Genomic DNA, 23,252 nt, shown 5'->3' with positions numbered 1-23,252 from the left:
ACTTCATGATTTTATGGCATAGACAACCGGTACATTAACAGGGCGTGTTTCTGCCTCGCCTGTTGAAGAAATCGTTATCTTATGCGTGTGCACTCCAGCAGGTTGTGTTGTTCCTCCAAGAACGGCATAGTGATAAGAGGGATTTCTTCTACCAATATCATTGGCACTCCATCCCACTCCATTATACTGAAACCCGTGTGTATGCTGCCCTGCTTCTTCAATGGTGGCAACATGCGTATGCGATTTAAGGCAATCTTGCTGTATATCGGCAAATTGTCTATTCCTATCTAAACCGCGTCCATCATCAAAGCCCCGTAAAAACATTCCTCTAAAGTCTGGAACTTTAAATGTTGTATCGCTATCTTTTCCCCATTTATCCCCTATTGTCTTGAATAATTGCGGATAATCTTTTCGTTTATAGCTTGCACCATCACACAAGAGCCAACCATTTGGTACTTCTTGCATAGCAAAAGTTGCAATAAACCCGCAAGGAAAGGTTTCGACCTTTGGTGGTGGAATGGGGGTAGGATTTAAAAGATACCAACCATCAAGATCTTTTGTTGATACACCATCATTATAGACTATTTCATAAATACCCCCCGTTTGTAACTCACCGCCTATCAATGGCACTATCCCCGTATTGGTTGCTTTATAGAGTGACTTTGCTCCTATATTATTCACATTGATTGTCGCAGGTCCCACATTTGTACCACGCGCTTTAAAGCGTAGAATGATATCATTTTTATATTTTTCTAGAGGTGAAACCGTTGTTAACGTTATGAATGTTGTTTTATCTTCCCCATTCACCATAAATTTTGTATCAAGAGAACCACCATTATCGGCAAGATATTCACGTATACGCTGCATCATGACCCGCGCACTATCATTGACAGAACTAGGTGGTTGTCCCTCTGCCCAATTAATCATGCTATCTGAATGCGCATTTTTATCAGCTGTTAACGACCAATCATAAATATCAGACATGATAAGCCCCCGTTCTTCTTAATAATTCTTCCCGTAATTGTTGCTCTTTTTGCTGCCCATATGAGCGAACAGAATTTCTCCTTGAAGGATCAATAAGAGGCGTTAAATCTATCGGGTGTGCACTTGATTGTGAAAACCCCGCCATCATTGGTTGTTGCATCATTTGTTGATGTGCCATCTCTATTTGTTGATCTTGCGTATCTTTATTCCGTCTCATCAAATCAACCAGATTCATCACACCCTTTTTAAGCGCACCAGCATCAATCCCTTGCGCTTGCAATGATGTATTTTTCTGCAATGGCATATTTCCCATAGACCGTCCTATGAGAGTATCTCCACTTTCAGAGGCATGCATTCTGTTTGGTAATGTCGTGTCATATGCTATCAATGGCTCTCTTGCTTGATCACTTTGAATCGCCTTTTGAAATCTCTCAACGCCGCGCAATGGAACCACTTCATTTTGTGCATTTAGCCAATTGCCTTGGGGGGATTGTGTCATACCCTTCGAAGCATCTCCCGTTTTATTGTAAAGCCCATAAATATGATTCATAAAATCCCCTGCGGTTGCCTCCGCATTTCCTCCGTTAAGGACAACTGCTTGACGCCCCAAAAGCTGGCTTGCTGGCACATTGGGATTTTTGATAAGTTTTACAGCCCCTGCTGGTCCTTGTTGGTGTGCCAAATAAAGTTCTGCTTGGGATGGCTCTCGACCTAATGCTGTGGTTAAATAACGCGTATTGTCCTTCGTTAATCGCGCCATAGCATCGGTTGCTTGAAAGGGATCAAACTTATTATTCAGTTGATACTGCTTTGCTGTTGAATCGATAAATTGATACAGTCCCCCTGCACTACTGTTTTTATTTTTTGCATTTGGGTTACCCTTACTTTCTATCATAGCCACGCGTTCAAGAAAGCTTTCTGGCAAACCATATTTTTGTGCTGCCTGTGAAATAGCACGCTTCACATTGGGATGAAAATTGATCATTAGTTTATAACCGTTCTATCAATACTGCTATTCAAAAGAATGCCAACAAAATTGATGAATTTTGTGTGATCTTCTTTGGTTATTAAGCGTTTCTTTTCTGCTTCGTGAAACTTCTTAATTAATTCAACGGCTTTTTCTCTTGCTAACCCAAAATCTCCTTTTTCCCGCGCTGTTATGAGAGCCGCAATATCTCTTTCAGTCTCTTTATGAACGCCTAAGAGTTTGCGTCCAAATTTCCCTAAGAAATTTTTTACAACTGCCTTGATGAAAGCAATCTTTCCTATCCCCATAGTCTGTTGTGCCCCCCTCTCTTCCACTTCACCCATATGTTTTGGCAGTTGTGCAAAAAGCTTTGATCGCTCCACCTCTGGTCTCAACATTTTCATCAGCTGATCCGCTTGATCCTTACTATAAATATGCTGTAGTTTCTCTTGAGCATTTTGCGCATTAAATAAACTTAACAAACTATGCTCTGGATTATTGGCATTTTTTGATGCATATTCTATCTGTTCACGAACACCTTTTCTAAAGGCATCTCGTTCCAATGAACCCATTCCTGCAAGCTGACTTTTAATCATATCTAAATCAACTGTCTTCTCCAGTGCTTTTTTCCCAAGATCAAATGCATCACCAATTTCGAGTTCGCTTCGATAAAGGTTCCGCGCTTTAGCATACTCTGGAGAAGAGGTTTCCAAAACATCAAGAAGTTCTTGCTTAACATTCATCAACTCTCTAGAATATCCTCGTTCTCCTTTTATAGCAGCAGAATTAATCTTATCATCCAGCACTTCTTTCGCCTTGTGTAAAAGCCGCATATCCAACTGTGGACTGCTCTTGCTTGCTAAGATCTTTGGATCTACATCATTAAGCACTCTTTCCATTGCTTTGCCGGAGGATTTTTGAAATGCAGGTCTTTTTTGTAAAAGCGATAATTTCTCTTGAGCAGTCTTAGCAATTGGCATTGCCTTTGCTCTCTCATACAGAGGACCAGCCTTTTCTTGTGCTTTGTTAATAATCTCTTGCTTTAAATCATTTGTATTAACTTTCGGACCAAGCACTTTTGTTATTCCGTCGTTAACCCGTCGAGCAATTTCATCTTGCCGAGCTCCTAAACGGTTTTTTACGATTGAATAGGTATCATAATCTTTTTTGGCTGCATCAAAAGCTCGCGCAGAAAGCCCCTCATGAAGATCAATAATCATTGAATCAGGACCACGCTGTTTTAATGCCCTCTCAAGCTTATCAACGCCTTCATCCCCTAAAGTCCGGCTTACATACTTAAACGCTCTATCGCTTATTTGAAATGCTTCTTTTTCTGCCATTTGCGCGGCTTTTGCCGCCATTTCAGCTGAACTTATCGGTCCTCTCAATGCTGCTTTGAGTGATTTTGTCACAAAAGGTGTCACTTTTGACACACCACTGGCAACAAATGGCGTTGCACCACCTAGCCCTGCACCAAACCCAGCAGACATGAGAGTATCTTCAAACCCTTCTCCCTCACCACTGCCGGCTATTCCACCATAAATAGCTCCAGTTTTTGCTGCACGCCCCAAACTAAACTTTGCCGCCTCTTTACTTGCTGCGGCTTTTATTGCTGCTTCACCTGCCGCTTTTGCTGCTGTGCGTTCTGCACCTTCTGCCAAAGCAGATTGCACCGCCCTTTCTCCTGCTGCTAAAGCTTTACTGGTTATTTGTGCTCCTGCAACACCTGCTCTACCTCCCAACACAACATCAGCCCCCATTGCCGCACGAGCAGCAGCAGTAGCCCCTGCCGCGGGTGGAAAGAGGGCAGAAGCAATTATGGGGGCCGCAGCACCCGCTAAATTCCCCGCAAAAGACGCATAAAACTGATCTCTGTTCGCCGCCCTTTGATAGTCACGCCATCGCTTTGTCACTTCATTATATTTTTTAACCGCCTTTTCATCTCCCTTCCAATAATCCCAAAACCCTGCTTCTAATATTCCAGCTAGTTCATCATCATAGCCCATAGTTAACCCATGAAGAGCTCCCCATCCAAAAGCACCCGCAGCACTTGGATGTGGACCATCTTCTTCTGTTTCTTTTGTGGTACCTTTATTTTCTGTAAAAGAACCACTCAACTTTTCCTTATTTTTTGAAAAAAGCTCTTGAAGCTGTTCTGGTGTATAGTCACTTACATACCCAATGACTCTCGTATTTTTTCTATGAATGAGAGGAGGAATTAATTCAGCCATTGGTTTGTTTCTCCTTAATGCGTCCATCACTATCAATAAACAATACACCTTCCGGCAATGCTTCTATCTGTTTTTCTAGTGAAACATCTGACTGCGTATTATTTTTCTTATAAGCATCTTCCCCATAGGCTGCTCGGACGAGTTCGCTTGTTGCTTCTGCACCACCAAAAAGAATTGCGCGCGTTGCCGCATTCGATTTATTGAAAGTATCGATAACGGTTTTTAAAGATTTCTTCATTTGCTCTGCGGAAAGATTTTGATACAATGCCGCTACAGAGTTTTGCAAGGTTTGCAACTCCATATTAGACAAGTTCCCAAAGCCAGATGCGCCATTTGGTGAAAATGCTTTCGCTTTTCTCAAGGCATCAATCCCAATATTCGCCTTTAATGAATCAAGCATATGCCCAAAATCTTTTGCCTTAAAACCAGGTATTAACGACCCCCAATAACCAAGGAAACCAGTAACATGCGGGTGTTCCTCAACAGTTTTTAGCAATTCTTTAGATGCCGAGAGTATACGATTGGATCTCTCCTCTGAATCCAAAATTTGCATTTGTAATTGCTGTTCTTTACGCTTCTCCTCCTTCTGCTCTTGGATTAATTTATGTTCTGCAGCACTTCCTGCAATTGGCAACGCACGTATGCCATGAGGTGCATTTTTATCCTTAACAAACATATAACCCACTTCAGGCTTTGACAGCATGCTATCAGTATTTCCTCCTAATCCAGAAGCAGTAGAACGTTGTCCCCCTTGGACAGGTATAATTTTCCCTGTGCTTGTTGAAACTTGGAAAACCATATCCTCAGGCAATCCCTGCTCTGCTTTTTCTTCTACTGTGAGTGTTCTATAGCCTTCTTGAGGGCTTAATATGCTGCCTATGACTTTCTGAGCAAGATTTGGATATTGCGCAACTGCTTTTGCGTCTTCATCACTGTATCCTTTTGAACGCAAGAAGTCTAAAGTTTGTTGACTAGAGCCAGCTTGAGAGTTTAACGTGCTACCAATCACTTTCATGGCAAGATCTGGATATTGCATGATTGCTTGTGCATCTTTATCATCGTATCCTTTAGAGCGTAAAAACTCAAAAATTGGTCTATTTTGAGCACGTACATTATTGCCCTGCCGCATAACAAGCGCCGCATTTGAAAAGCTTTCTTGCGGTGTTTTTCCTGATGCTAACCCCGCAAAAAAATCCATGAGATGCTCGGAAAATTCTGATTTTCTAAAACGCTCCCATAAGCTGCTTGGATTTGCGTCTTTATGAATAAAGTTCCCAACGGCGTTTACATAATTTGTTGCCTGTTCTGGCATATCATTTGATTTTAAATGTTCCTCTTCTGGTAAGTGTGCATTCAAATGTTTTTCTTCTCCTATAGGTGCATCAAAAAGCTTTTCCTCATCATTTCCAGAATCGTTTTTCAAAGAGTTTTCCGCGATAGATTTCTCATTAAGTTGAGCAATATAATCCATCACATTTTTTTGCTGTCGCCCAGCTTCATCCCCACTAGACTGATCAATGTTCCCAACAAGTGGAGGTTGAGGAATCATTGATGCAATACCTCCCTGCTCTGAGAAGTCATGCTTTTGTTGCTCTGGCGCCTCTTGTATCTTAACAGTATCCTTTGAAGCATCCGGCAAAGGGGGCATTTGGCGCTTTAAATCATCCGTAGACATAATCAATTCTGCTGGCGTTTTTTTCCCAACTTCTCCTCCTCCCCCATAAGAGCCGCGAATAAGCTCTGTAGGACTTAATTTTTGTGGCGTATCAGCCCCATTGCTCGCATCAAAAGGGTTTGTGCTAAAAGCAGCCCGTTCTATAAAACTAGGCTTGTATCGTCCTTCAAACGGTGTGTTTGAAGGCGTGGAATGTTTTTGAAAAAAATATTTAGGTAACTGAAAAAGACCCTGATGTATTAAAGGACGCAAAACTTTTGGATTCATAAATAGTGATAAAGTATTAAAGCTGTTTTGTTCCATCACTGCACCCTTTCCATTTCAAAGCCAAGCTTGCTATAATCCACATGCAAAAAGCCTGTCGTCTTATGCAAGAAAACAGCTTTAGGATTTGTCTTCAAAACATCCTGCGCCATCACCCCGCGATAGCGCTCTGGATAACCTTTGTAGTTGTATTCATAGAGTGTATAGCCATTTCTCTGCCCAACTTCTCTAATGTTTTCTTTTGCTCTGATGTCACTAAGTCCAGCAAACGTACCAAGTATGGTTCCAACATTTCCAACAATTTCCCATGGATTTGGTTTTGCCCGCGGTGTAAACTGTGTCCCTTGTCCCGTTTGCATCCCGTAATTTCCAGCAGAAGCCGTACCAGCTGCAAGCAACTTACTTAACTGCTCCCAATCAAGATTATTCTGCTGTTCCCATTTCTGTCGTTCTGCATCTAATTGCTGTTGATGATTGGCATCAAGCAAACCGCCTCCCGCCAATGCATTGATATTCGCCTGACTTTGACCTTGAAAAAAGTTATTAGCGCCCGCCAACTGATTTTGATTAGCTTGATCAATCATTCCATTGGCTTGCATCATATTGTTGACGTCTTGGTTATATTGCTGTGAGAGAGCTTGGGTTGCTATGCCGCCCAATTCATCTGCTAAAACACCCGTATGTGCACCAGAACCATAACGCCCCGCCCCTGCCAATGAACTGTTAATCGTGTCTGAAGCTTTATTTAAGGTGTTTTGAAGTGCTTCATTAAAATAAGGATTATTGCCTATTTGCTTCCCTGAAGCCATATTCTTTAAATTCTGGCTGGTTGAATTTTGCCCTGTGGCTAATCCATTTAAAGTGTTGTTATCATAGTTATGCGTATTATTGGCAAGTCCATTAATTGCATTCTTTGTTTGATCACTTAAACCCGCAACACGCTGCCCATCATAGACAGCTTTTCCGCTGCCTTGATTATAAAAATTCATGGCATCTTTAGCAGCACGTTCAAAGATGCCTTTTGCCCATTCAGGTGGTGCATTTGTTTGCGTGGTATTTTGCGTCGTCTGAATTGGTTTTGAACTTTTTCCCATGTTAAAGCTGCTTTCTATATTCTAAAAGATTAACGAAATAGCCATGCGATTTAAGGGATTTTTCCCACCCACGCCGACCGATAATGATAAGTTCTTTCGCCCCTTTTTCTTTGTAATAGGCTTCAATTTGGGGAATAAGCTTCGTTAAGGGCGCTCCTCCTTTTCCCCCAAGCGTAATAATAACCGCTCGCAACACTCCAGTGACAAGTTTTTGTAACTCTGTTGTGACATGTGCCATAAAATTTTCCTGCTCATCCACAATAATCCAGAGAAGTTTTTCCCCTTTTAAAATATCCTTTAAAATAATCTCTGGAGTATAATCATCAGGGAATTTTTTATGAAAATAAGATATTGATTTTATAACCTTATCCAAATAGGGCGCCATTTGTTCAACACTCCATTTTTCGGTGTTATAAATTTTAAAACTCATCTTATGCCTGCGGGTTTTAGCGTCACATCAAAGCCTGTTATATGAGTCCATGGTGTGCCTTCTGGTATCCTAAGTCGCAAAGCGTGATAACGTGCCCTAGAGCGAATATTGTACATCCCGCTGCTATAGCCCGCATAACGTTCTTTCGCCCAATTTAATTGACTTCTATTATCAATGATAAAAGCAGCTCCAACGCTTAAAAGACCATTGGTCGTATCTGCTTGAACAAAAGCCTCACTCATCAGATTAATCTGTCTGCCTGTATCCCCTACAGTTTGTGAAGCAATGACAGCTTCCATAGGAGAACCAGCAAAAAAACCAAATCTATTGTCTTCTGTAAACGCTCCCAACATTGGCGCGCCATTTTGCCACATTTTACTATCAAGAGAAGCACGTAAATCTCTCAAGCATTCTTGTACTTCGTCTAAACCTTCTAATGTATAACCTGCCGCAAAGAGAGGAAATAAGAGAAGTCTCTGACCTTTGATGACGCTCCATATTTGCAAAAGCCAATCATAAACATAGATATTCATTCCCATCATATCGTCATTTATAGAAAAATAAACGCGTGAATAGACCGGATCAATACAGGCTCTCATCTCATCAATGGCAAAGTTATTGTAAAGCGTAAAGATTGTTTTATCGACTTTGCCAAAACCAATAGGCAACATCTCGCCGGTATTGTTGATTTGATAAAAACCATCATCAGAAACAAAGAAAGTATAGTCTCCACGACTTGTAATCGCCGTACTACTTTTTGCCCCTATTTTGTCTTTTATTTTGACAAAACTAAATATTATTTTAGATCCTGGAACGAAGGTTGCATGATAAATAGCAGAACGCATAAAAATAAGCGGATTGGTTGCTTGCGTTGCTCCTTGTATATATTCTCCATCTGGAAAATCCTGATAATCACAACTTTTCTCACCAACCTTCCAGTGTGTTGCATCATTGAGACCTGACCAATGAACACGATTTGGCTTATCTGTTAATTTCATTAAACAGACAAAATCTCCCCAAATACGAACAAGTCCAGCACGCGGGGGATTCCCCCCCAAATCTTCAAATCTCTCTGCTGTCTTTAAGGCAAATATTTGCGGTGTATCATTGTTATTAACGGCAATGATATAATCACCAAAGACCGCAAAAGACCAAGGTGCCGTTTCATTGGCGTGATATTGTTCCCCAAGCTTGCTAATATCTTTCCAACCGCGTGTGCTGTTATCATATTCATAAAGCTTTGTTGATGTCCCTACAATAATCCGCACACCACTCAATGACCTTACTGCATAGACCTCCAAAATAACATCCGGAAAAGGTTCTGAAACCGGTGCAACTTTGGGAACTGGAATATAGGAATTGGGTGCTGGTAAAACGTTCACAATCTCGCAAGAATAACCACTATTAATAAATGCAACATCTGGTCTAAACTCAGCAATAGGAATAAAGGTCATCAGAAATCCGTATGTTGAACTCTCAACAAATTCTTGCGCCGTGAAGTCTCAATTTGTAGCGCATCAAGTTGCTCTTGAAACATAGCAAAGGCTGCCGCAGCCATCTGTGGTTCTTTAATAATATTGGTATAAATTTCATATTTAGCGCGGGTTTTAATCAGTTCATAGGCTTCCAAAAACCATATTGAAGCTTCTTGCGCACTCTCAATGTCTTTTATTCTTATAGGATCAAGAATAAGCCTGATAGAATAAATTCGGTCTGGGATTGGATACAAAATAAGCTTTTGTTCAAAATAACTGTATCGCGTAGGCATGCTATGGTTACAATCATTCACAAGACTCTCAATAACAAGCGGATCTGTATGCAAAAGCTTTGATTTGCTGTGATTATCTTCATAAATGTAAGCATCAACAATGCGAACAGCAGCTGGAATAACTGGATTTTCCTCAGCTCCATAACGGCTTTTCCCCTTTAAAGTGGTCAAAACAACTTCGCGACTTTCATTAAAATAAAAGGGCAATCGTTCACAAAACCGAAGTGCCGAAAATATCGCCTTTTGAACTTGATCAACATATTCATCTGTTTGATCATCAATTTCATCCTGAATATCATTCACCATCTGAATGAAATTTTTATCATGAGGAACAATGGTCTGTTTGTCTCCAATCGGACCACTTGTCTGTACTATTATTGTCATATGACTCTCTTCCAAATGTCTTAGAATATCTTGAGAGAAGAGGGGACGCAAAAAAACAAACGCCCCCTTATGCCTTTAACGATTTGTGTAAAACTCAACAATCACCTCAACATCACCTTTGCTGCTTTTCTTGTTTCGTGTCACATAAATCGCATTTTCTGCTTCTAACGGAACATCTCGTTCCTCCATAGGAATGTCCACATTGCTATTGTAAGGTTGCGAAAAACTTAACTGTCCATAATCATTACCATGAGGCTCTTTTCCAAATGTAGCTGTTACATCTTCAAAAAACTCCACGGCGTAAATTTTAATGCTTTTGATAAAAGCCCCTCGGGGTAGAACACCAATTTTCGTTATCAACCCTTGATCTGTACACTTAATACGCGCCCGCAAAAAACTAACCTGCTGTGTACAATTGTTGCGTCCTTGCAAAGGAGGTGGCAATCCCTCATCTATCATGCCAACAGTTTCAATAGGTTCAATAGTTTCAACAGGTTTCTGTGTAATTGGCGGTTTTTCTGCCATAATTATCATCCTTTAATGAAGTTAAAATTATTAGCCTGCTTCAGCAAAAGAAGGGATAACAATCGTGCCAAAGTCTTGTCCCCCTTGATCAGAATGCGGCAAGGTATAGCGTGACTTTTTCATGCCGATAATGGTTTTTGCGGCAACCCCAAATTCACGTTGATAATCAAACAGTTCTTCAACAAGTTTATAGCGTGTTCCCCCTTTCCCATCGCCTCCTGTAGCTCCATTACCAACGCGCCCATAAGCCATGATAACGCTTTGCGCACCAAGCAACACAGCACGGCGAACAGATGTTATAGGCTCTTGTGTCTTTGAATTGATACCATTGGGAACATGTTCAGCTTCACGTAAGATGACACCGTTATACATCCCCAAAGAGCCATCAAAAATTGGGTTCTGAGACCGTGAACCATCATAAGCTGCTTTGGTAATGTCTAACCACTGCCCGCTCTTGGTATTGGTCCGTAATTGGGTCACTTGTGTTGGGTGGAGATACATCACATAAGCAGATTTTCCATCAACACGAACAGGGCGCAAACGTGGATTAGCAAGTTTAGCACGTTCAACAGCTTGATCTATAAGATCTAATGTAAAAACATCCTCTTTTGTAAGTTCTTCATCTGTCTTTTTCTTAGCTGGGCGAATAATGCGCAATTTGCTTGGCTCTAATGGAGCATTAAAACCATAATGTACGGGTTTAAGGGTTATGGTGCGTCCTTCAAAGTGAATCCATGGTGCTGTATAACCTGCTGCCTGAATGAAGAACATCAAACTTAAGCGATCTGCATACCAATCAACAAGTCCATCCTTTGCTTCTGTTCGTAAATTAAATAAGACACGTTGTTGATCAATGGTGCCTTCATATTTTACGCGTACAGCATGAGAAAGCTCGTTAATACGCACCGTTTCATTCATAAATTGGAGTGCTTCTTCATTCCCCTCCAGTGTTTGTCCCTCGCTAACGCCATCCCCCATAAGTTGGACTCTTAATCCGCTCGTCACAGAGTCACCAGCGGATTTTCCTAGCATATCCAATACTTGAATAATGCTGTTTTTGCCTTTTCCCATCAGCGGTGCAATGGGCAACGCTTTTGAAGTTTCTGTGTTTAGCATCTTAGCCCAAACGCCAACGGCTAATGGGTCATTGAGCTTTACTTCTGTTACTGCCATTTTAATTAATGCCTTTCTTGGTTTTTAAAACTCGCCTTGCGGCATAACCAAACGATAACAATCACTTGGTTATCTCTGTTGCGCCACCACGCACATCTCACGCTCTGCTCATAATTTGTTCAAATTTTTCGGGATTTTTCTCCACCCATACAGCAAATTCAGCTTCTGGCATGGAAAAGAGTGTTCTCACATCCATACCACCTGTTGGAACTTGTCCACTGCGCGCTGTAAGTGTCCGCGCTGCTTGAGAGCGCTCTTGAAGGGGTTCCACTTCATCCTTTATTGGTGCTCCACTATAGCCAAAAGCCTTTGCTTTTTGCACCAGCACCTCTATTGGGTTTATACCGGCTTTCTGACACTGCTGACATATTTGACGCAATTCAGCACCAATTTGCTGTTGCCGTGCTGCGGGATCTTTCCATTGTGGATAAAGATCTGCCTGCGCTTGTAAGACACTATCTGCCCTTTCATAGAGATAATCGGTGATACTGTCTAAATCGGGATATTTATCTTGTACCTGCGCTTTGGCTTCCTCAAAATAATCCCCTAATTTCTGCCGTTCATATTCCTCTTGGATCAAACGTTCTTGGCTTTCTCTTATGCGAGAAAACTCATCAAGCAATTTCTGTTGTTCCTGTACTTTATGACTAAGCCATGCAACATGTGCTTTTGGATCATCTTCTAGGGTAGGGATATTTTCATCGCGGCGTCTTACCGCTTCTTCTTGCATTTGTGCATATTTTTGCGCAAACTCAATGGCAAGTTCACGCGCTTCCATAGCCTTTTGCTCTGCCTTTTGGCGTGCTTGTCGTTCTTGCTCTATCACACCAGAATGGGGCTCTTCGCCAACCGGTTCGACAGGGGGCTGTTCAGAACTTTCTTCTGCTTCAAACACCTCTTCAACTTGCTCAGGCTCGACTAACTCAACAGCATGATCACTGGCAAAATGTTCGTCATAAATTGCTTGTTCTTCAGGTGTAAACTCTTCTTCCATATTCTCTTTTGCTCCTTTAATAGATTTGCGCTCTTGCTGTTGTTGCTCGATACTGTTCCAACTGCGCTCGATACGCCTTTCGCTCTAGGTCGCGCTGCGCTATCTCATTTTTTGCCTGTTGAAGTTCTAGCTGCATGCGGGCTTGTTCTTGTTTCAAGAAAAGTTCAATATTTTTCTGCTGCAACGCTACCTGCTTTTGTTGTGCATCAAGTTGATAAAGTGTGCCCTTTGCTTGTGCTTCTTGCTGGAGAGCAGCAATCTTTGCTTGTTGCTCTGGAGTTAATTGTGCTCCTTGGTTTTGTTGCATCATTTGCTGCTGCTGTTGTTCTTGTTGTGCCTGCTGTGCTTTTGCCGTTAAATTTGCCACCAATGTTGCCGGTAGTGGAGAAAGCTTTAAAAGATCTGGAATCATCTCCGGTGTTAAGAAACCACCAAGCAACGGCAACATTTGCGTAATTGCCGCAAAAGTTCTCTCTTTTTCATTGGGGCTTGTTGGTGAATCATCAACAATAATGTCGTATTCAAGCGTTGTGACAGCTTCACGTGTTAAGGGAACATACTGTGCATTTTCTGGTCCAGAAATCCGAACCAAACGCCCATCGGAAAGATAGTTTTGAATCAGATAAAGGATAATCTTTCCCTGTCGACATCGATAGAGCTTAAGATTATCAAATAAACCTGCAAGCAAATTAAGCGTTGATTGCCGGCGTGTATTTTCCAATACATTCGCTTGATTAACCTCTCTTGTGCCTATAAACTCTGCCGACAGTCCTGTGACATGTGTTATCGCTTCACGCGATTCATTAAACAACTGAAAGAAGCCATTAGGGAACTGTGCACTTGGCTTTGGTTGGATTTTTCCTCCTGTAAGCGCCCCATTTTTAACCCACGTAATCGTATCGGTTCGTGTCCAATTTTCTAATGCTTGGCGCTCATCATCAAAAGCGTCACGCTCTGCCATCAAACCACCTTTGGCTTGGCTGTTTAAAATATACATGACTTGGCTAAAATATTTATTCGACCATTTTTGCGGATCTTTTGCGGGGCGAACAATCCCGTAAAACTGGTTTTTAAGCTTATCCAGTGTGCCTGTGATACATTCCCAGCCAAGCTGTCCATCTGGTGCTAAGGGTTTATCGGGCTTTGCTAAAAGACGCCGTCCCAGAAAAGCGCGCTTGACCACCTTTTTATTAAAACGCACCCCTTGTAGTTGTGGTGAAACCCTTTGAAGCTGTTCAAACTCTTGTTTACTATAACTGCGCATCTGTCCAGTTTGAAGATCAGGTGCCTTGTAATAAGCTTCATATTCAAACCAACGGCATTCAACCAGCGTAACATAGCGTTTTTCAGAAGCCGACTGTGAGAAAGAATCTGCATTGGCATGATCATTATAAGCATCGAGTGAGACATGATATTCCTCACAAGCGGTTGTATTATCTGTTGCCCAATCAGCATGGAGATCTTCAACTGCTACATCAGGAAAAAGACTTTTAGCATCCTCAATGGGTTTACGATCAACATACCACATACGCTGCGCATCAATGAGATTGGGTCTTACAGCATTGGCATCCCAAACCATTTTCAGTGGATCTAAGCGTTGAATAGCAGGAATTCCTTCAGGATCTATTTCATAATCAAGCCGTGTATCTGTCCAGCCCATGCCGCAAATGACCATATCTTGAAAAGCATCGGAATCGGCATATTCCGCCTCTGCCTCATCACGAAACCATTCTGCTGCTCCAGTGAGCAATTCATTAGATATTGCGGCTCCTGCTTGCCTTGGTTGAAACTGCACTTCACGCTTGTTATTACGCTCTGCCCCAACAATTGCGTTGACAAGGGGTGCAATACGATTAAAGGTCATAACAGGGCGGCGTTGTGCCTTCAAAACCGCAAGATCTTCCTCAGCCCATTGACGACCATTATAAAAATCAAAATCTTCACGCGCTTGTTCACGCCATTCATTGACGTGTTCAACATCTTCCTTATACCAAGATTTTAAGCGCCTATAGAGTTCATCTTCATCAAAATCTGCCGTTTTTTTAGAATTATAACTTAGAATGCCATCCATGATGCCGCTTCTCTTTCTATAGCGCGATAACGTTCTTGTTGCGGTTTAATGCGTGGTGCTTCATAAACAATGCACATCAATCCAAAGGCATCCGCACCATGACTGGACCAATCATGTTCTGCTCCCAAACCAATACCCCGCTTCTCATCCCATTTCTCATGGTACCAATTCAGTGCCTTACGACCCGCTACGGTCGTCTCTTCATTAAACCATACTGAAGGCAAAATCCGTCGCACTGCCTCGATACGCATTTTGACAGCACCAGCCCCTTGATTAGGAATGACTTGCGTTTCAAAACCCGCATCATTTAAAGCGCTCTCAAAACTCACATTGTGCACACGGTCTCTGGTCGCACCATCATGAGGGAGAACCATTAGTGCCTTCTCATAGCCATTTTGACGCAACCAACCGATATGTTCGGATAACGGCTGCCCTTGCGCTTCGTAATAATCAAGCACTCTGATCTCTCTACCTACAAATTGCGCTATCCATATCGCTGTCGCATCTGCCTTAGCACCCGTACCCCCAATATCCCAAAAGGCGCGTATCTGCATTAAAGGATCACGCGCAACACGCCCTATCCGACCCTCTTGCTCCGCTGCCAACATTTCCCTCTGATAGTAAGCACCTTGAACCGCGGTAAGATAAGCCCCTTCCCATATATGCTTATAAGTCTCTGGACGGTTTCTCAAATCATCAAGCCGCGCTTCATTCAAGATCTTGGGAAACTTCGGATTGTCTAACCAATTGATCTCTACACGCTTAATGGCTTCATTGTCTGAAAAACGAAACCGCCTTTCAACCGGTGCATTCTCTCGTAACGGGTTCCATGTCACCCATAACTCTGCACGCCACCCCTCTCCCTCTTCTCGTAACGTTGGAATAAGCGTCTGCCAAGCGGTCTCTGTAACGGGCTCTGCCTCATCAACCCAACAAAGCAAAATGCGCCCCATGGATTTGATACTAGCAATATTACGGTCCAGACCAGAAAACTGAAAAGCTATACGACCATCATTTGATTTAATCGAAGCCTCTCCAACTTTGTAATAGTCCCTTAAAAAATCATGGGCTTCAATGACGCGCTTAATCTCTTCTAATGAACTTTCTGCAAGCGAATTTTGAAATTGCCGTGCACAAAGGATAGTCCCTGATATCCCCTGCAGACCAAATTGATAGCCTTTTAAAGCAGCCATCAAGGCAAAGGATCTTGTCTTCCCAGACCCTCGTCCACCCCAAGCCGCCCGTACCAAAGCATCCCCTGCAAAAAGAGGGATAAGTTTTGGTACAATCTTAATCTGTCTCGTTGTCATGAACCAAAGGCGCTATTTCTACACGCCCTATCATCTTAATGGCGCCCCCATCCTCGCCTGTCACTTGCAAAGGCAACACCTTACCAAGCAAACCTAAATAAGCAGCAGGACATTTAAGTGCTTGCTTTTCAAGATAAGAGATCAAACCCTCTTTACCATATTTACTGCCTGCTCGTTCAGCCGCTTCAATGACTGACTCTTTTAAGAGGCTCGTTGTTTTATTTGGCACGCCTTTTATTCGCCCTTTTCCAGCATTGGGTGGCGTTTTTTTGGATTGTGACGCCTGCTTTGTATTTTCTGCTGTCATCCAATACTTTCTCCAAATAACAAAAAACCCCACAAAACGCAGGGCTCTAAATCATCATGTCAATTTAATAAAAGGAGTTAATGAAAAATTCTCTGCTGTAATTTTAGACGCAATTCGACCAGTACAGCAGCGTCATAAAACACTATTATTCACATCATGTCAACAAAAAAAATCACGATATTGTATATTTTTTTATTTTATTACCTAAATATAGTGTCTTTAACAACCAACCACTCACAATTGTATCCTCTAAACGAATCAATTATATGGAAGCACTAAATTATTGATTAGCAAAAGTGGGGGGAATAATGTTATTTTTCAGAAAAGAAGTTTCATATAGAATTAAAAAGACATTTACACTAATTCTATTTTTACCGTTCTTTGCTATAATTAGTCTTATGATACTTGCTTTTAATCCCTTCGGATTAGATGACCAACAAGTAGAAAAATTAGCCGTACCAATATTTGTAGCATTTGTATCGTATTTTTTGATACTAAGTGCATGTGCAAGAGAAAAAAAGCTAAGTTTAAAAGATGAAAATATTGACAGCGCATTTTATGAGCTCTTGTCCCTCCAATTCCAAACAGGATGCTATACAGCTATGGCAGCAGCCTTTGTATTTTATCCTGTATTAGGAATAGCATTTTTAGGAGTGTTAATTTTTATTGCTATAATACAAAATTTAGATGAAATTATAGGGATCGTAGCGATTATAGCACTGATATTAATTTGTCTTATAGCGTTTATAGCATTGATCAAATTTATTTGGAAAATTGTCTAACGATCAAAATATTTACTAAGCATTTTCCCTTAATCTTTAATATATACTTAAACTCCAGCCATAAAAGAAATAATGAATTATTTATCAGCAAAAAAAATAAGTTACTTATTAATCATAGTAATCAGTGGGCTTTTTCTTTCTGATTATGCCAATAGTGAACTCCCTATTCATTATCAGTCTGCTAATATTTATCAAAGTTTATATGAAAGAATTAAAGTTTTACAAAAGCAATATGTAGTAGAACACCACCCAAAAAAGATTTTGTCAGATAGTGGAATTAATCAATATAACATTTCGTTTTCTACTGTTTCTGATTATGAAAAACCTCAGAGGCGCATAACATTTGATGATTTCATAGTTGTAATAGCAGTACTCATATTTATTAGTATAATGTCCATCATCATTAACTTACTTTGGCGTTTTAAATTGAAAATTCCTGCTTATTTCTTTTTATTAACAACCGCTCTAATTAGTTGCGCGGTATTACTCCTTTTAGTCCTTGATTAAGAACCAAAATATTTTATAAAAGATTTACCTTAACCTTTATATATATTTTTTCTATGTCCAACAGCCAAAACTAATACGACAAGCTCCTTATCATAGAGTTCACAAAATCCTGTAATCTCCTACACGATATCTCCATAAACCTGATAATTGTCCTTTTAAGGGCTTACCTATTACACGCACATCTTCAAGAGGAGCAACGTATTGATCTAAAAAATCAACAATCCTCCGTGCTTCTTTTTTATCGCATTTTTTTAAAAAACTAAGAGCTTTTTTTCATATCTAATCGTCCAAGCCAAGCTCTTTCCTCACCTCTTCAGAGCTATAAAAAGTACCCTCTCCCCTTCGAACACGCTCTCTTACTTGTGAAGCTAAATAATAATCCTCCGCTTCCTCTATTCCACGTTCAATAATCTCGCGTAAATAAAAAGACTTTGTACGTCCTGTCTTAGCAGCTAAATTATTCAAACGTGTTTCGAGATCACTTGGCAACCGAATAGATATCGTCATAACGCAGTCCCCACCTTTGTATTCATTGTAATACAAATACAACGAATTGTACAGAAAAACGTTTCACGTCAAAGCGAAAGAAACAGCATAAAACATTTACCATTTAGTTTTTTGTCAAAATATTTCTGTAGAGCATTCAGAACAATCCGTAATGAACTTACAACATGTGGTAATATCTTATCTGAAAGACTGGATCCTACATATAATTGATCAACTAAAGATCGTGACAACCTTCGCTAATACTTCATTCATAATAGCTGTTGGCAAACTTTCTACTTTACGCCCATTGCGCACCACCAAATCGAGAACACGAGGCTGATCGCAACGAATAACACCCCTCGTTCTTGTACCCGTAAGCGGCACTGCAAATCCAATACGGCGAACAAAATTTCCACCGCTTGTGATCGGCAAAATAACTGGTAAACCTGTTGCTTGATTAAAATCATCAGGAGAAACAATGACGACAGGACGATACCCACGCTGCTCTCGTCCTTGGATTGGTTCCAAATCTACCATATAGATATCACCACGCCTCATATAAGCTCGCCCCCTACAGCAGAGGAATCAACCCACTCACGGTCTTCAGGTGATTGTGGTTGCGAATAATCGGAGGCAGCTAATAACTCAGCCATCGTGTATCGCGGCTGGACTGATGGTTCCACGACAAGACGACCATTATCAATAGCCAAACCAACTTCGGTATTTTCAGTCAAGTGAAGAACTTCAAGCAATGCAGGTGGGATGGAGAGCATCACTGATCCTCCAACTTTACGTAATTTTGTTGTGTGCATAAAACGCTCCCTTCAGTATTATATAAAAATATAACACTCTAAAGCCTACTATTCAATAGTCTTTTTTGCGCTTTTGCGTAAAATGTCTATGAAGCGCATTCAGAGCGATCTGCAATGAATTTATAAGATGTGGTAATGTTTGATCCTCACTAACAAGATATTGTAGAGCTGCATAAAGATTATACTGTTTATAGAGGCATTGTGTTTCTTTGATTACCTCTTGCATGCTACAAAACTGTTCTGTTGCACGTTCAACCCATTTCTTTCTTGCTTTGTCATCAGAAGATGATGGCATTTCATCATAAACAGCGCTTGGCAAACCTTTTGCACACGAATAGTCATTTCTCACTTCAAGATATTTTTGCGCAGCATCATACTGATCTTGAGTAAGCACGCCTTGCAAACATAGCCGCCCAACATAAGACCCAGCAAGCGGACTTTTAGCCTCTTCTATAGTCAAACCAAAGCGTTTAGCACGCATTTCAATTGCCAGTTGATTAAGAGGATCTTGACGTACTTTCACTTGTGAAATGTAGGCATCTTTCTTTCTCATACATCCCCCTTATCTGTGGAAATCCACATTCTTATTTTTGCTCTATTTTTTAATCAAAATGGCATGCTGTCATGAGCAGATATGCCATAATCATCAGCACCTGAAGCGATAGCATAACTTTGAGAAGTAGTGGGTGAGGAGTGTGCAGATTGCTCTCTCTTTGCATCAAGCAAATACAACTCGCCTTTATATTGTGACAAGACAATCTCTGTTGTGTAACGATCATGACCGTTTTTATCTTGCCATTTACGGGTTTGTAATTTACCTTCTATGTAAACCTTTGAACCTTTACTGAGATACTGAAGTGCTATTTTTGCCAAATGTGGATTGAAAACCACAATGGAATGCCATTCCGTTTTATCTATTTTTTGATTAGTCTTTTTATCAGTATAGCTTTCAGAAGTTGCCATACGAAAATTGACTATTTCTACTCCAGAAGTCATCGTTTTACTTTCGGGATCATCCCCTAAATAGCCAATTAACATCACTTTATTCAGCATGTTTTAGTTACCTTAAGTTTGTATTTAAATATGTGAAAAATCTTAGCACAATTTTATTATTTTTCAATTATTTCAGTTAATTAATAACAATTTTTTAAAGCATTACTTTATAATTTTATTTAATAAATTATTCATCAAGAAGACGCGTTATATAGTTACTTCAGTCTTGTATTTAAAACTTTTGATATACATACATAAATGTATTAACATAAGATATGAAAATAAGATTTGAATGGGATGAAGCTAAAGCGAAAAGTAATCTTAGAAAACACCGTGTAAGTTTTGAAATAGCTGCACGTGTTTTTGCCGACCCATTCGCTATGGTTAAACAAGACCGTATCGAAAACGGAGAATATAGGGGTCATCCGTATTATTTCAGCGCGGCGCGCTAACTTGAAAGAGAGGAAATGTTATGAAGAAGAAAATTCGTTATGAGATGGACATAGGCCATTTATCACCTTTGACAGATAAACAAAGGGGCGAAATTGATGAACTAGCGGCAATGCCAGACAGTGCAATTGATCATAGTGATATTCCAACGTTAGATGATGCATTCTGGAAAAACGCTGTTCGCAATCCATTCTATAAACCAACGAAAACTGTCACAACAGTGCGTGTAGATTCAGACGTACTAGCATGGCTTAAGAGTCAAGGAAAAGGCTACCAGACGCGGATTAACGCCAGTTTACGTGATGCTATGCTTCGTTCAATGCGTTGATCACTCCCTTCGCTAAAAAGCAAGGAAGGGTTTGCTTCTTTGGTTAAGGCTTTATAGTTTGTTTGCTTCTTTTGTATCTACTCAATTGAATATCAAGCGCTTTTTCTAACTCTCTATCTATATCGTAAGCTTGTGAATAACACTTCTCACCATCATCTGTAATCTCACAAATCAGTGTATCTTGACCACGCCTTGCTCTCTTCTTATTTGCACTGTCTATCAACGCTTCATAACTCAATACGCTTTTAGGAACAGCACCCCCATAAACCCATGCTTTTACTTGCGCTTTGGTGCTAAAATCTGCCTTTTTGGGTATGGTGTAATACTGACCACCGTCAAACTTTTCACACTCTCTTGTGCCGTCTTCATATTCGTAGAGGTTGTAAAAATACTCTGCCGCTCCGTCTCCCCAGGGAACATACCCAACAGCCGTTGCGATAAACTTTTTTTGCATTGGTTTTTTACGTTGTGTTAAGAACAGTTGTTTTAAAATTTCCATGTTTTAATTCCATTTTTTTTACCGATAAGTCAATTTACCTCAAATTTGATCGTACAGAGCGTTTTATATTACGGTGTTTTACCATCATAAAATCTTTAAATCGCGTTGTACGGTACCTTTTTGACGATTTAAACGCATGTCTAATCACAAAACCATCAGCACTTTTCACTATTTTGCTGTTTTTAAGCTGCTTTGGAACTGCCACGGTCATGACACACTTCTCTAGGCTTGCCTATCCTCATGAATGAAATGCGCTTGCCCCCTAAGGCTAGGTTACGCGTATTTTCAACAGCGATAAAAACCTTCTCAGCAGCCCCATAAAGCCTGCTTTCTAAAGCACTGCAATACCGCGCCAGATCAGCACAAGAGGGGACAAAGGTTGTTGATAGACCTTTGGCTTCTCCACGGATAAGATTTTTAACAGCTTGCAACAAAGACCAGAGTGAGATGCCGTTAAGAGCCGCGATATAAGCCTTTGCACGTGCCTCTGGATTTGAAACTTTTTGCATTGTCAAACCGCCTTCAAGCACATCAAGAGCCTCTGCAATATCTTCAACAGATGCTTTCAAGGTAAGTAAGTTTTGAACAGTCTGATAAGCTTCCAAAGCTTGTTCCTCTAGGGATGGTGTCAATTTCACGCCACTGATCAAGGTCCAAGGATAATCCCTTGTTACGCATTGCGCCATCTGATCTGCACTGTTTTGAAGCGGATTCACTAAATCCTGCTCTACGGATAAGGTTACGGATTGTCTCTCCGGTACCACCACAAGTTTTTTGATCTTTTGAAAAGTTTCCATTGCTTCCACCACTGTTATTCGTGTTTTTTGTTTTTTCTAAATCCTCGACAGCATTTCTCACCCAGTTACGCCATGTTGCTTGCCAATCGACTTTGGTTGCATTAGCTCCGGCTTTTGAACGCCAATAATCTCGAAACTTTGCGATTTCGACTTTCACACGCTCTGGAGGCAATCCCGCTTCGATTGCAAAATCGTAATCGGGTTCGAAATCATCTGGCAATCGACAGCCCCGATTAGCTTTAGACCGCTTGGCTTTTTTCGGAATGCTTGTCTGCTCGTGAATGGGAGATTGGTTTTCTACACCCGTTTCGATTTGATCTGATTGGCTTTCAATCGCATCAACCTCGATTGGCTCTTCAACCAAACCAGTGATTTCTGAATCTTCAAATTCAGTTTCTTTTTTTGATAACACGATAGTGTTATTTTTTTTATATATATTATTCTTATTCTGGTTCTTTATAGCTAGATTTTGCTTGTCGTTTGCTTCAGCAAAAAAAGTGTTTTGCTTGTCATTTGCTTCAGCAAAATTATTAACATGTTGTTTTATATTGTTTTTTGCTTGTGCACCTTTTTTTCCAGCTTCACTACGAACTTGTGATATATGCTCTTTTTTATCAGCAAAATCGTTTAGCTCTTCTTCAACGCGCGTATTCCACAAACCATTATCTATCTCAACAAGTTTATCATTCCTCATGAGATATTCGACAATAGCTGTAAATTTTTTTTGCGAACAATGACAAACACGTGCAAGCGTTTGAAAATCTGTTTTAAGTGGTTCTTTTTTTTCATACATGCAAACGAGAAGGGTTATATAAACCCCCCGTTGTTCAGATGTCATTCCATTTGTACCACTTATCCAGTCATACAAATAAAATCTTACCCATGGCATTGCATTAGACATGCGTACCCCCTTCTTTTTTTAAATATAAAATTGCCAAAGCATCTGCTTCGTTGTCGTCTTTAGGCGCGTGACCTTTTGCACACATTGCCTTAATCATTTCTTCTTTTGAGGCATTCCCTTTTCCTGTCATTGCTTTTTTAATGGTACCAACGGGAATGCCCTCATAGGGTATCTGATGGTGTTCACACCACGCCGTTAATGTTGCTAGAAAGCCCCCATAAACATGAGAAGCGTCTGTACCCACATGCCGGCGTACCTCTTCAAAATACACCGCATCAATTTCATCAACAGACCTCTTTAGTTCAGAAAGCCATTTCTTAAAGCGCAAGTAACGCATACCACCGCCTTCAAAACGGCGTGATTGAAAATGTTCTGTATCACTTGTGATAAAACCATCTGCATCACGAAGCGCCCAGCCAGTCTTAGTGCCTAGATCAAGACAGAGAATCGTGTTAGTCATTTGCTATTCCATTAAAAATTATTTTTACAAAGCCGTTCAACGGTAATTATTTTCGAAATG

The 23,252-nt window shown here is 40.7% G+C and carries 27 protein-coding genes and 1 pseudogene; 4 read left to right on the top strand and 24 right to left on the bottom strand.

From position 1 onward, the window contains the following. Positions 1 to 3 precede the first annotated feature (3 nt). The 14 genes from J7R07_RS04615 to J7R07_RS04550 all read right to left on the bottom strand — a co-directional run bounded on the left by J7R07_RS04615 (position 4) and on the right by J7R07_RS04550 (position 16,177). Positions 4 to 984 (bottom strand): tail fiber protein, encoded by a 981-nt coding sequence (locus tag J7R07_RS04615; protein WP_007346747.1) that lies wholly within the window; start codon positions 982 to 984, stop codon positions 4 to 6. Then, the gene (locus tag J7R07_RS04610) at positions 977 to 1,969 is read right to left on the bottom strand and encodes a transglycosylase SLT domain-containing protein (RefSeq protein WP_007346748.1); all 993 of its coding nucleotides are present in this window, start codon (positions 1,967 to 1,969) and stop codon (positions 977 to 979) included. The genes J7R07_RS04615 and J7R07_RS04610 overlap by 8 nt, the downstream gene beginning before the upstream one ends. Beyond that, a complete protein-coding gene (locus J7R07_RS04605) occupies positions 1,969 to 4,182 on the bottom strand; it encodes a hypothetical protein (RefSeq protein WP_007346749.1) in 2,214 nt (737 codons plus the stop codon). Before J7R07_RS04605 ends, J7R07_RS04610 begins: the two co-directional genes overlap by 1 nt. Then, positions 4,175 to 6,160 carry a hypothetical protein gene (locus J7R07_RS04600; RefSeq protein ID WP_208435748.1) on the bottom strand — a complete coding sequence of 662 codons (1,986 nt, stop codon included), beginning with the start codon at positions 6,158 to 6,160 and terminating at the stop codon, positions 4,175 to 4,177. The genes J7R07_RS04605 and J7R07_RS04600 overlap by 8 nt, the downstream gene beginning before the upstream one ends. Continuing rightward, complete coding sequence (locus J7R07_RS04595) at positions 6,160 to 7,215, bottom strand: tail fiber domain-containing protein (RefSeq protein ID WP_007346751.1); 1,056 nt, start codon at positions 7,213 to 7,215, stop codon at positions 6,160 to 6,162. Before J7R07_RS04595 ends, J7R07_RS04600 begins: the two co-directional genes overlap by 1 nt. A 1-nt stretch (position 7,216) precedes the next feature. Further along, positions 7,217 to 7,600, bottom strand: coding sequence for a hypothetical protein (locus J7R07_RS04590; RefSeq protein ID WP_019224396.1), 384 nt, complete (start codon positions 7,598 to 7,600; stop codon positions 7,217 to 7,219). A gap of 41 nt (positions 7,601 to 7,641) precedes the next feature. Next, positions 7,642 to 9,099, bottom strand: a complete 1,458-nt coding sequence (locus tag J7R07_RS04585) for a hypothetical protein (protein ID WP_208435747.1) — start codon at positions 9,097 to 9,099, stop codon at positions 7,642 to 7,644. Beyond that, positions 9,099 to 9,797, bottom strand: coding sequence for a phage adaptor protein (locus tag J7R07_RS04580; RefSeq protein WP_019224397.1), 699 nt, complete (start codon positions 9,795 to 9,797; stop codon positions 9,099 to 9,101). Before J7R07_RS04580 ends, J7R07_RS04585 begins: the two co-directional genes overlap by 1 nt. A gap of 75 nt (positions 9,798 to 9,872) precedes the next feature. Then, positions 9,873 to 10,322, bottom strand: a complete 450-nt coding sequence (locus J7R07_RS04575) for a hypothetical protein (protein ID WP_007346755.1) — start codon at positions 10,320 to 10,322, stop codon at positions 9,873 to 9,875. Positions 10,323 to 10,352: 30 nt separating this feature from the next. Beyond that, the gene (locus tag J7R07_RS04570; protein WP_007346756.1) at positions 10,353 to 11,495 is read right to left on the bottom strand and encodes a N4-gp56 family major capsid protein; all 1,143 of its coding nucleotides are present in this window, start codon (positions 11,493 to 11,495) and stop codon (positions 10,353 to 10,355) included. Between the two features lie 97 nt (positions 11,496 to 11,592). Next, on the bottom strand, positions 11,593 to 12,489 hold the full coding sequence (locus tag J7R07_RS04565) for a hypothetical protein (protein ID WP_007346757.1): 897 nt from the start codon (positions 12,487 to 12,489) through the stop codon (positions 11,593 to 11,595). 16 nt (positions 12,490 to 12,505) lie between these two features. Next, on the bottom strand, positions 12,506 to 14,560 hold the full coding sequence (locus tag J7R07_RS04560) for a portal protein (RefSeq protein ID WP_007346758.1): 2,055 nt from the start codon (positions 14,558 to 14,560) through the stop codon (positions 12,506 to 12,508). After that, the gene (locus tag J7R07_RS04555) at positions 14,545 to 15,870 is read right to left on the bottom strand and encodes a PBSX family phage terminase large subunit (protein ID WP_007346759.1); all 1,326 of its coding nucleotides are present in this window, start codon (positions 15,868 to 15,870) and stop codon (positions 14,545 to 14,547) included. The genes J7R07_RS04560 and J7R07_RS04555 overlap by 16 nt, the downstream gene beginning before the upstream one ends. Continuing rightward, positions 15,851 to 16,177 carry a hypothetical protein gene (locus J7R07_RS04550; protein WP_007346760.1) on the bottom strand — a complete coding sequence of 109 codons (327 nt, stop codon included), beginning with the start codon at positions 16,175 to 16,177 and terminating at the stop codon, positions 15,851 to 15,853. Before J7R07_RS04550 ends, J7R07_RS04555 begins: the two co-directional genes overlap by 20 nt. A gap of 308 nt (positions 16,178 to 16,485) precedes the next feature. Between J7R07_RS04550 and J7R07_RS04545 the strand changes: the two genes are divergently transcribed. Further along, positions 16,486 to 16,959, top strand: coding sequence for a hypothetical protein (locus tag J7R07_RS04545; protein WP_007346761.1), 474 nt, complete (start codon positions 16,486 to 16,488; stop codon positions 16,957 to 16,959). Positions 16,960 to 17,031: 72 nt separating this feature from the next. Further along, the gene (locus tag J7R07_RS04540; protein WP_007346762.1) at positions 17,032 to 17,466 is read left to right on the top strand and encodes a hypothetical protein; all 435 of its coding nucleotides are present in this window, start codon (positions 17,032 to 17,034) and stop codon (positions 17,464 to 17,466) included. A 29-nt stretch (positions 17,467 to 17,495) separates the two neighbouring features. Here J7R07_RS04540 and J7R07_RS04535 read toward each other — a convergent pair. From J7R07_RS04535 to ssb, 6 genes and pseudogenes are all read right to left on the bottom strand, one after another. Then, positions 17,496 to 17,762: pseudogene (locus J7R07_RS04535) on the bottom strand (type II toxin-antitoxin system RelE family toxin). Next, a complete protein-coding gene (gene relB, locus J7R07_RS04530; protein WP_007346764.1) occupies positions 17,746 to 17,973 on the bottom strand; it encodes a type II toxin-antitoxin system RelB family antitoxin in 228 nt (75 codons plus the stop codon). The pseudogene J7R07_RS04535 and the gene relB overlap by 17 nt, the downstream one beginning before the upstream one ends. Before the next feature lie 210 nt (positions 17,974 to 18,183). Then, positions 18,184 to 18,510 (bottom strand): type II toxin-antitoxin system PemK/MazF family toxin, encoded by a 327-nt coding sequence (locus J7R07_RS04525; protein ID WP_007346765.1) that lies wholly within the window; start codon positions 18,508 to 18,510, stop codon positions 18,184 to 18,186. After that, positions 18,507 to 18,764 (bottom strand): AbrB/MazE/SpoVT family DNA-binding domain-containing protein, encoded by a 258-nt coding sequence (locus tag J7R07_RS04520; RefSeq protein WP_007346766.1) that lies wholly within the window; start codon positions 18,762 to 18,764, stop codon positions 18,507 to 18,509. Before J7R07_RS04520 ends, J7R07_RS04525 begins: the two co-directional genes overlap by 4 nt. A 52-nt stretch (positions 18,765 to 18,816) precedes the next feature. Beyond that, on the bottom strand, positions 18,817 to 19,317 hold the full coding sequence (locus tag J7R07_RS04515; protein WP_007346767.1) for a hypothetical protein: 501 nt from the start codon (positions 19,315 to 19,317) through the stop codon (positions 18,817 to 18,819). A gap of 53 nt (positions 19,318 to 19,370) precedes the next feature. Further along, positions 19,371 to 19,817, bottom strand: coding sequence for a single-stranded DNA-binding protein (gene ssb, locus J7R07_RS04510; RefSeq protein ID WP_007346768.1), 447 nt, complete (start codon positions 19,815 to 19,817; stop codon positions 19,371 to 19,373). A gap of 215 nt (positions 19,818 to 20,032) precedes the next feature. Here ssb and J7R07_RS04505 point away from each other — a divergent pair, with 215 nt between their 5' ends. Both J7R07_RS04505 and J7R07_RS04500 read left to right on the top strand, forming a co-directional pair. After that, complete coding sequence (locus J7R07_RS04505) at positions 20,033 to 20,209, top strand: BrnT family toxin (protein WP_007346769.1); 177 nt, start codon at positions 20,033 to 20,035, stop codon at positions 20,207 to 20,209. Positions 20,210 to 20,229: 20 nt separating this feature from the next. Further along, complete coding sequence (locus J7R07_RS04500) at positions 20,230 to 20,535, top strand: BrnA antitoxin family protein (RefSeq protein ID WP_208435746.1); 306 nt, start codon at positions 20,230 to 20,232, stop codon at positions 20,533 to 20,535. A 43-nt stretch (positions 20,536 to 20,578) separates the two neighbouring features. On the opposite strand, the gene J7R07_RS04495 is transcribed toward J7R07_RS04500, so the two are convergent. The 4 genes from J7R07_RS04495 to J7R07_RS04480 all read right to left on the bottom strand — a co-directional run bounded on the left by J7R07_RS04495 (position 20,579) and on the right by J7R07_RS04480 (position 23,192). Beyond that, the gene (locus J7R07_RS04495; protein WP_208435745.1) at positions 20,579 to 21,034 is read right to left on the bottom strand and encodes a hypothetical protein; all 456 of its coding nucleotides are present in this window, start codon (positions 21,032 to 21,034) and stop codon (positions 20,579 to 20,581) included. A 182-nt stretch (positions 21,035 to 21,216) separates the two neighbouring features. Next, positions 21,217 to 21,603, bottom strand: coding sequence for a hypothetical protein (locus J7R07_RS04490; RefSeq protein ID WP_208435744.1), 387 nt, complete (start codon positions 21,601 to 21,603; stop codon positions 21,217 to 21,219). Further along, complete coding sequence (locus tag J7R07_RS04485; protein ID WP_208435743.1) at positions 21,587 to 22,732, bottom strand: YdaU family protein; 1,146 nt, start codon at positions 22,730 to 22,732, stop codon at positions 21,587 to 21,589. Before J7R07_RS04485 ends, J7R07_RS04490 begins: the two co-directional genes overlap by 17 nt. Beyond that, entirely contained in the window at positions 22,725 to 23,192 is a 468-nt protein-coding gene (locus J7R07_RS04480; RefSeq protein ID WP_208435742.1) for a crossover junction endodeoxyribonuclease RuvC, read from the bottom strand. Before J7R07_RS04480 ends, J7R07_RS04485 begins: the two co-directional genes overlap by 8 nt. Between the last annotated feature and the right edge of the window lie 60 nt (positions 23,193 to 23,252).

The sequence above is a fragment of the Bartonella phoceensis genome, assembly GCF_902825145.1.
Taxonomy (GTDB): Bacteria; Pseudomonadota; Alphaproteobacteria; order Rhizobiales; family Rhizobiaceae; genus Bartonella; species Bartonella phoceensis.
This window is presented reverse-complemented; position numbering and strand designations above follow the sequence as displayed.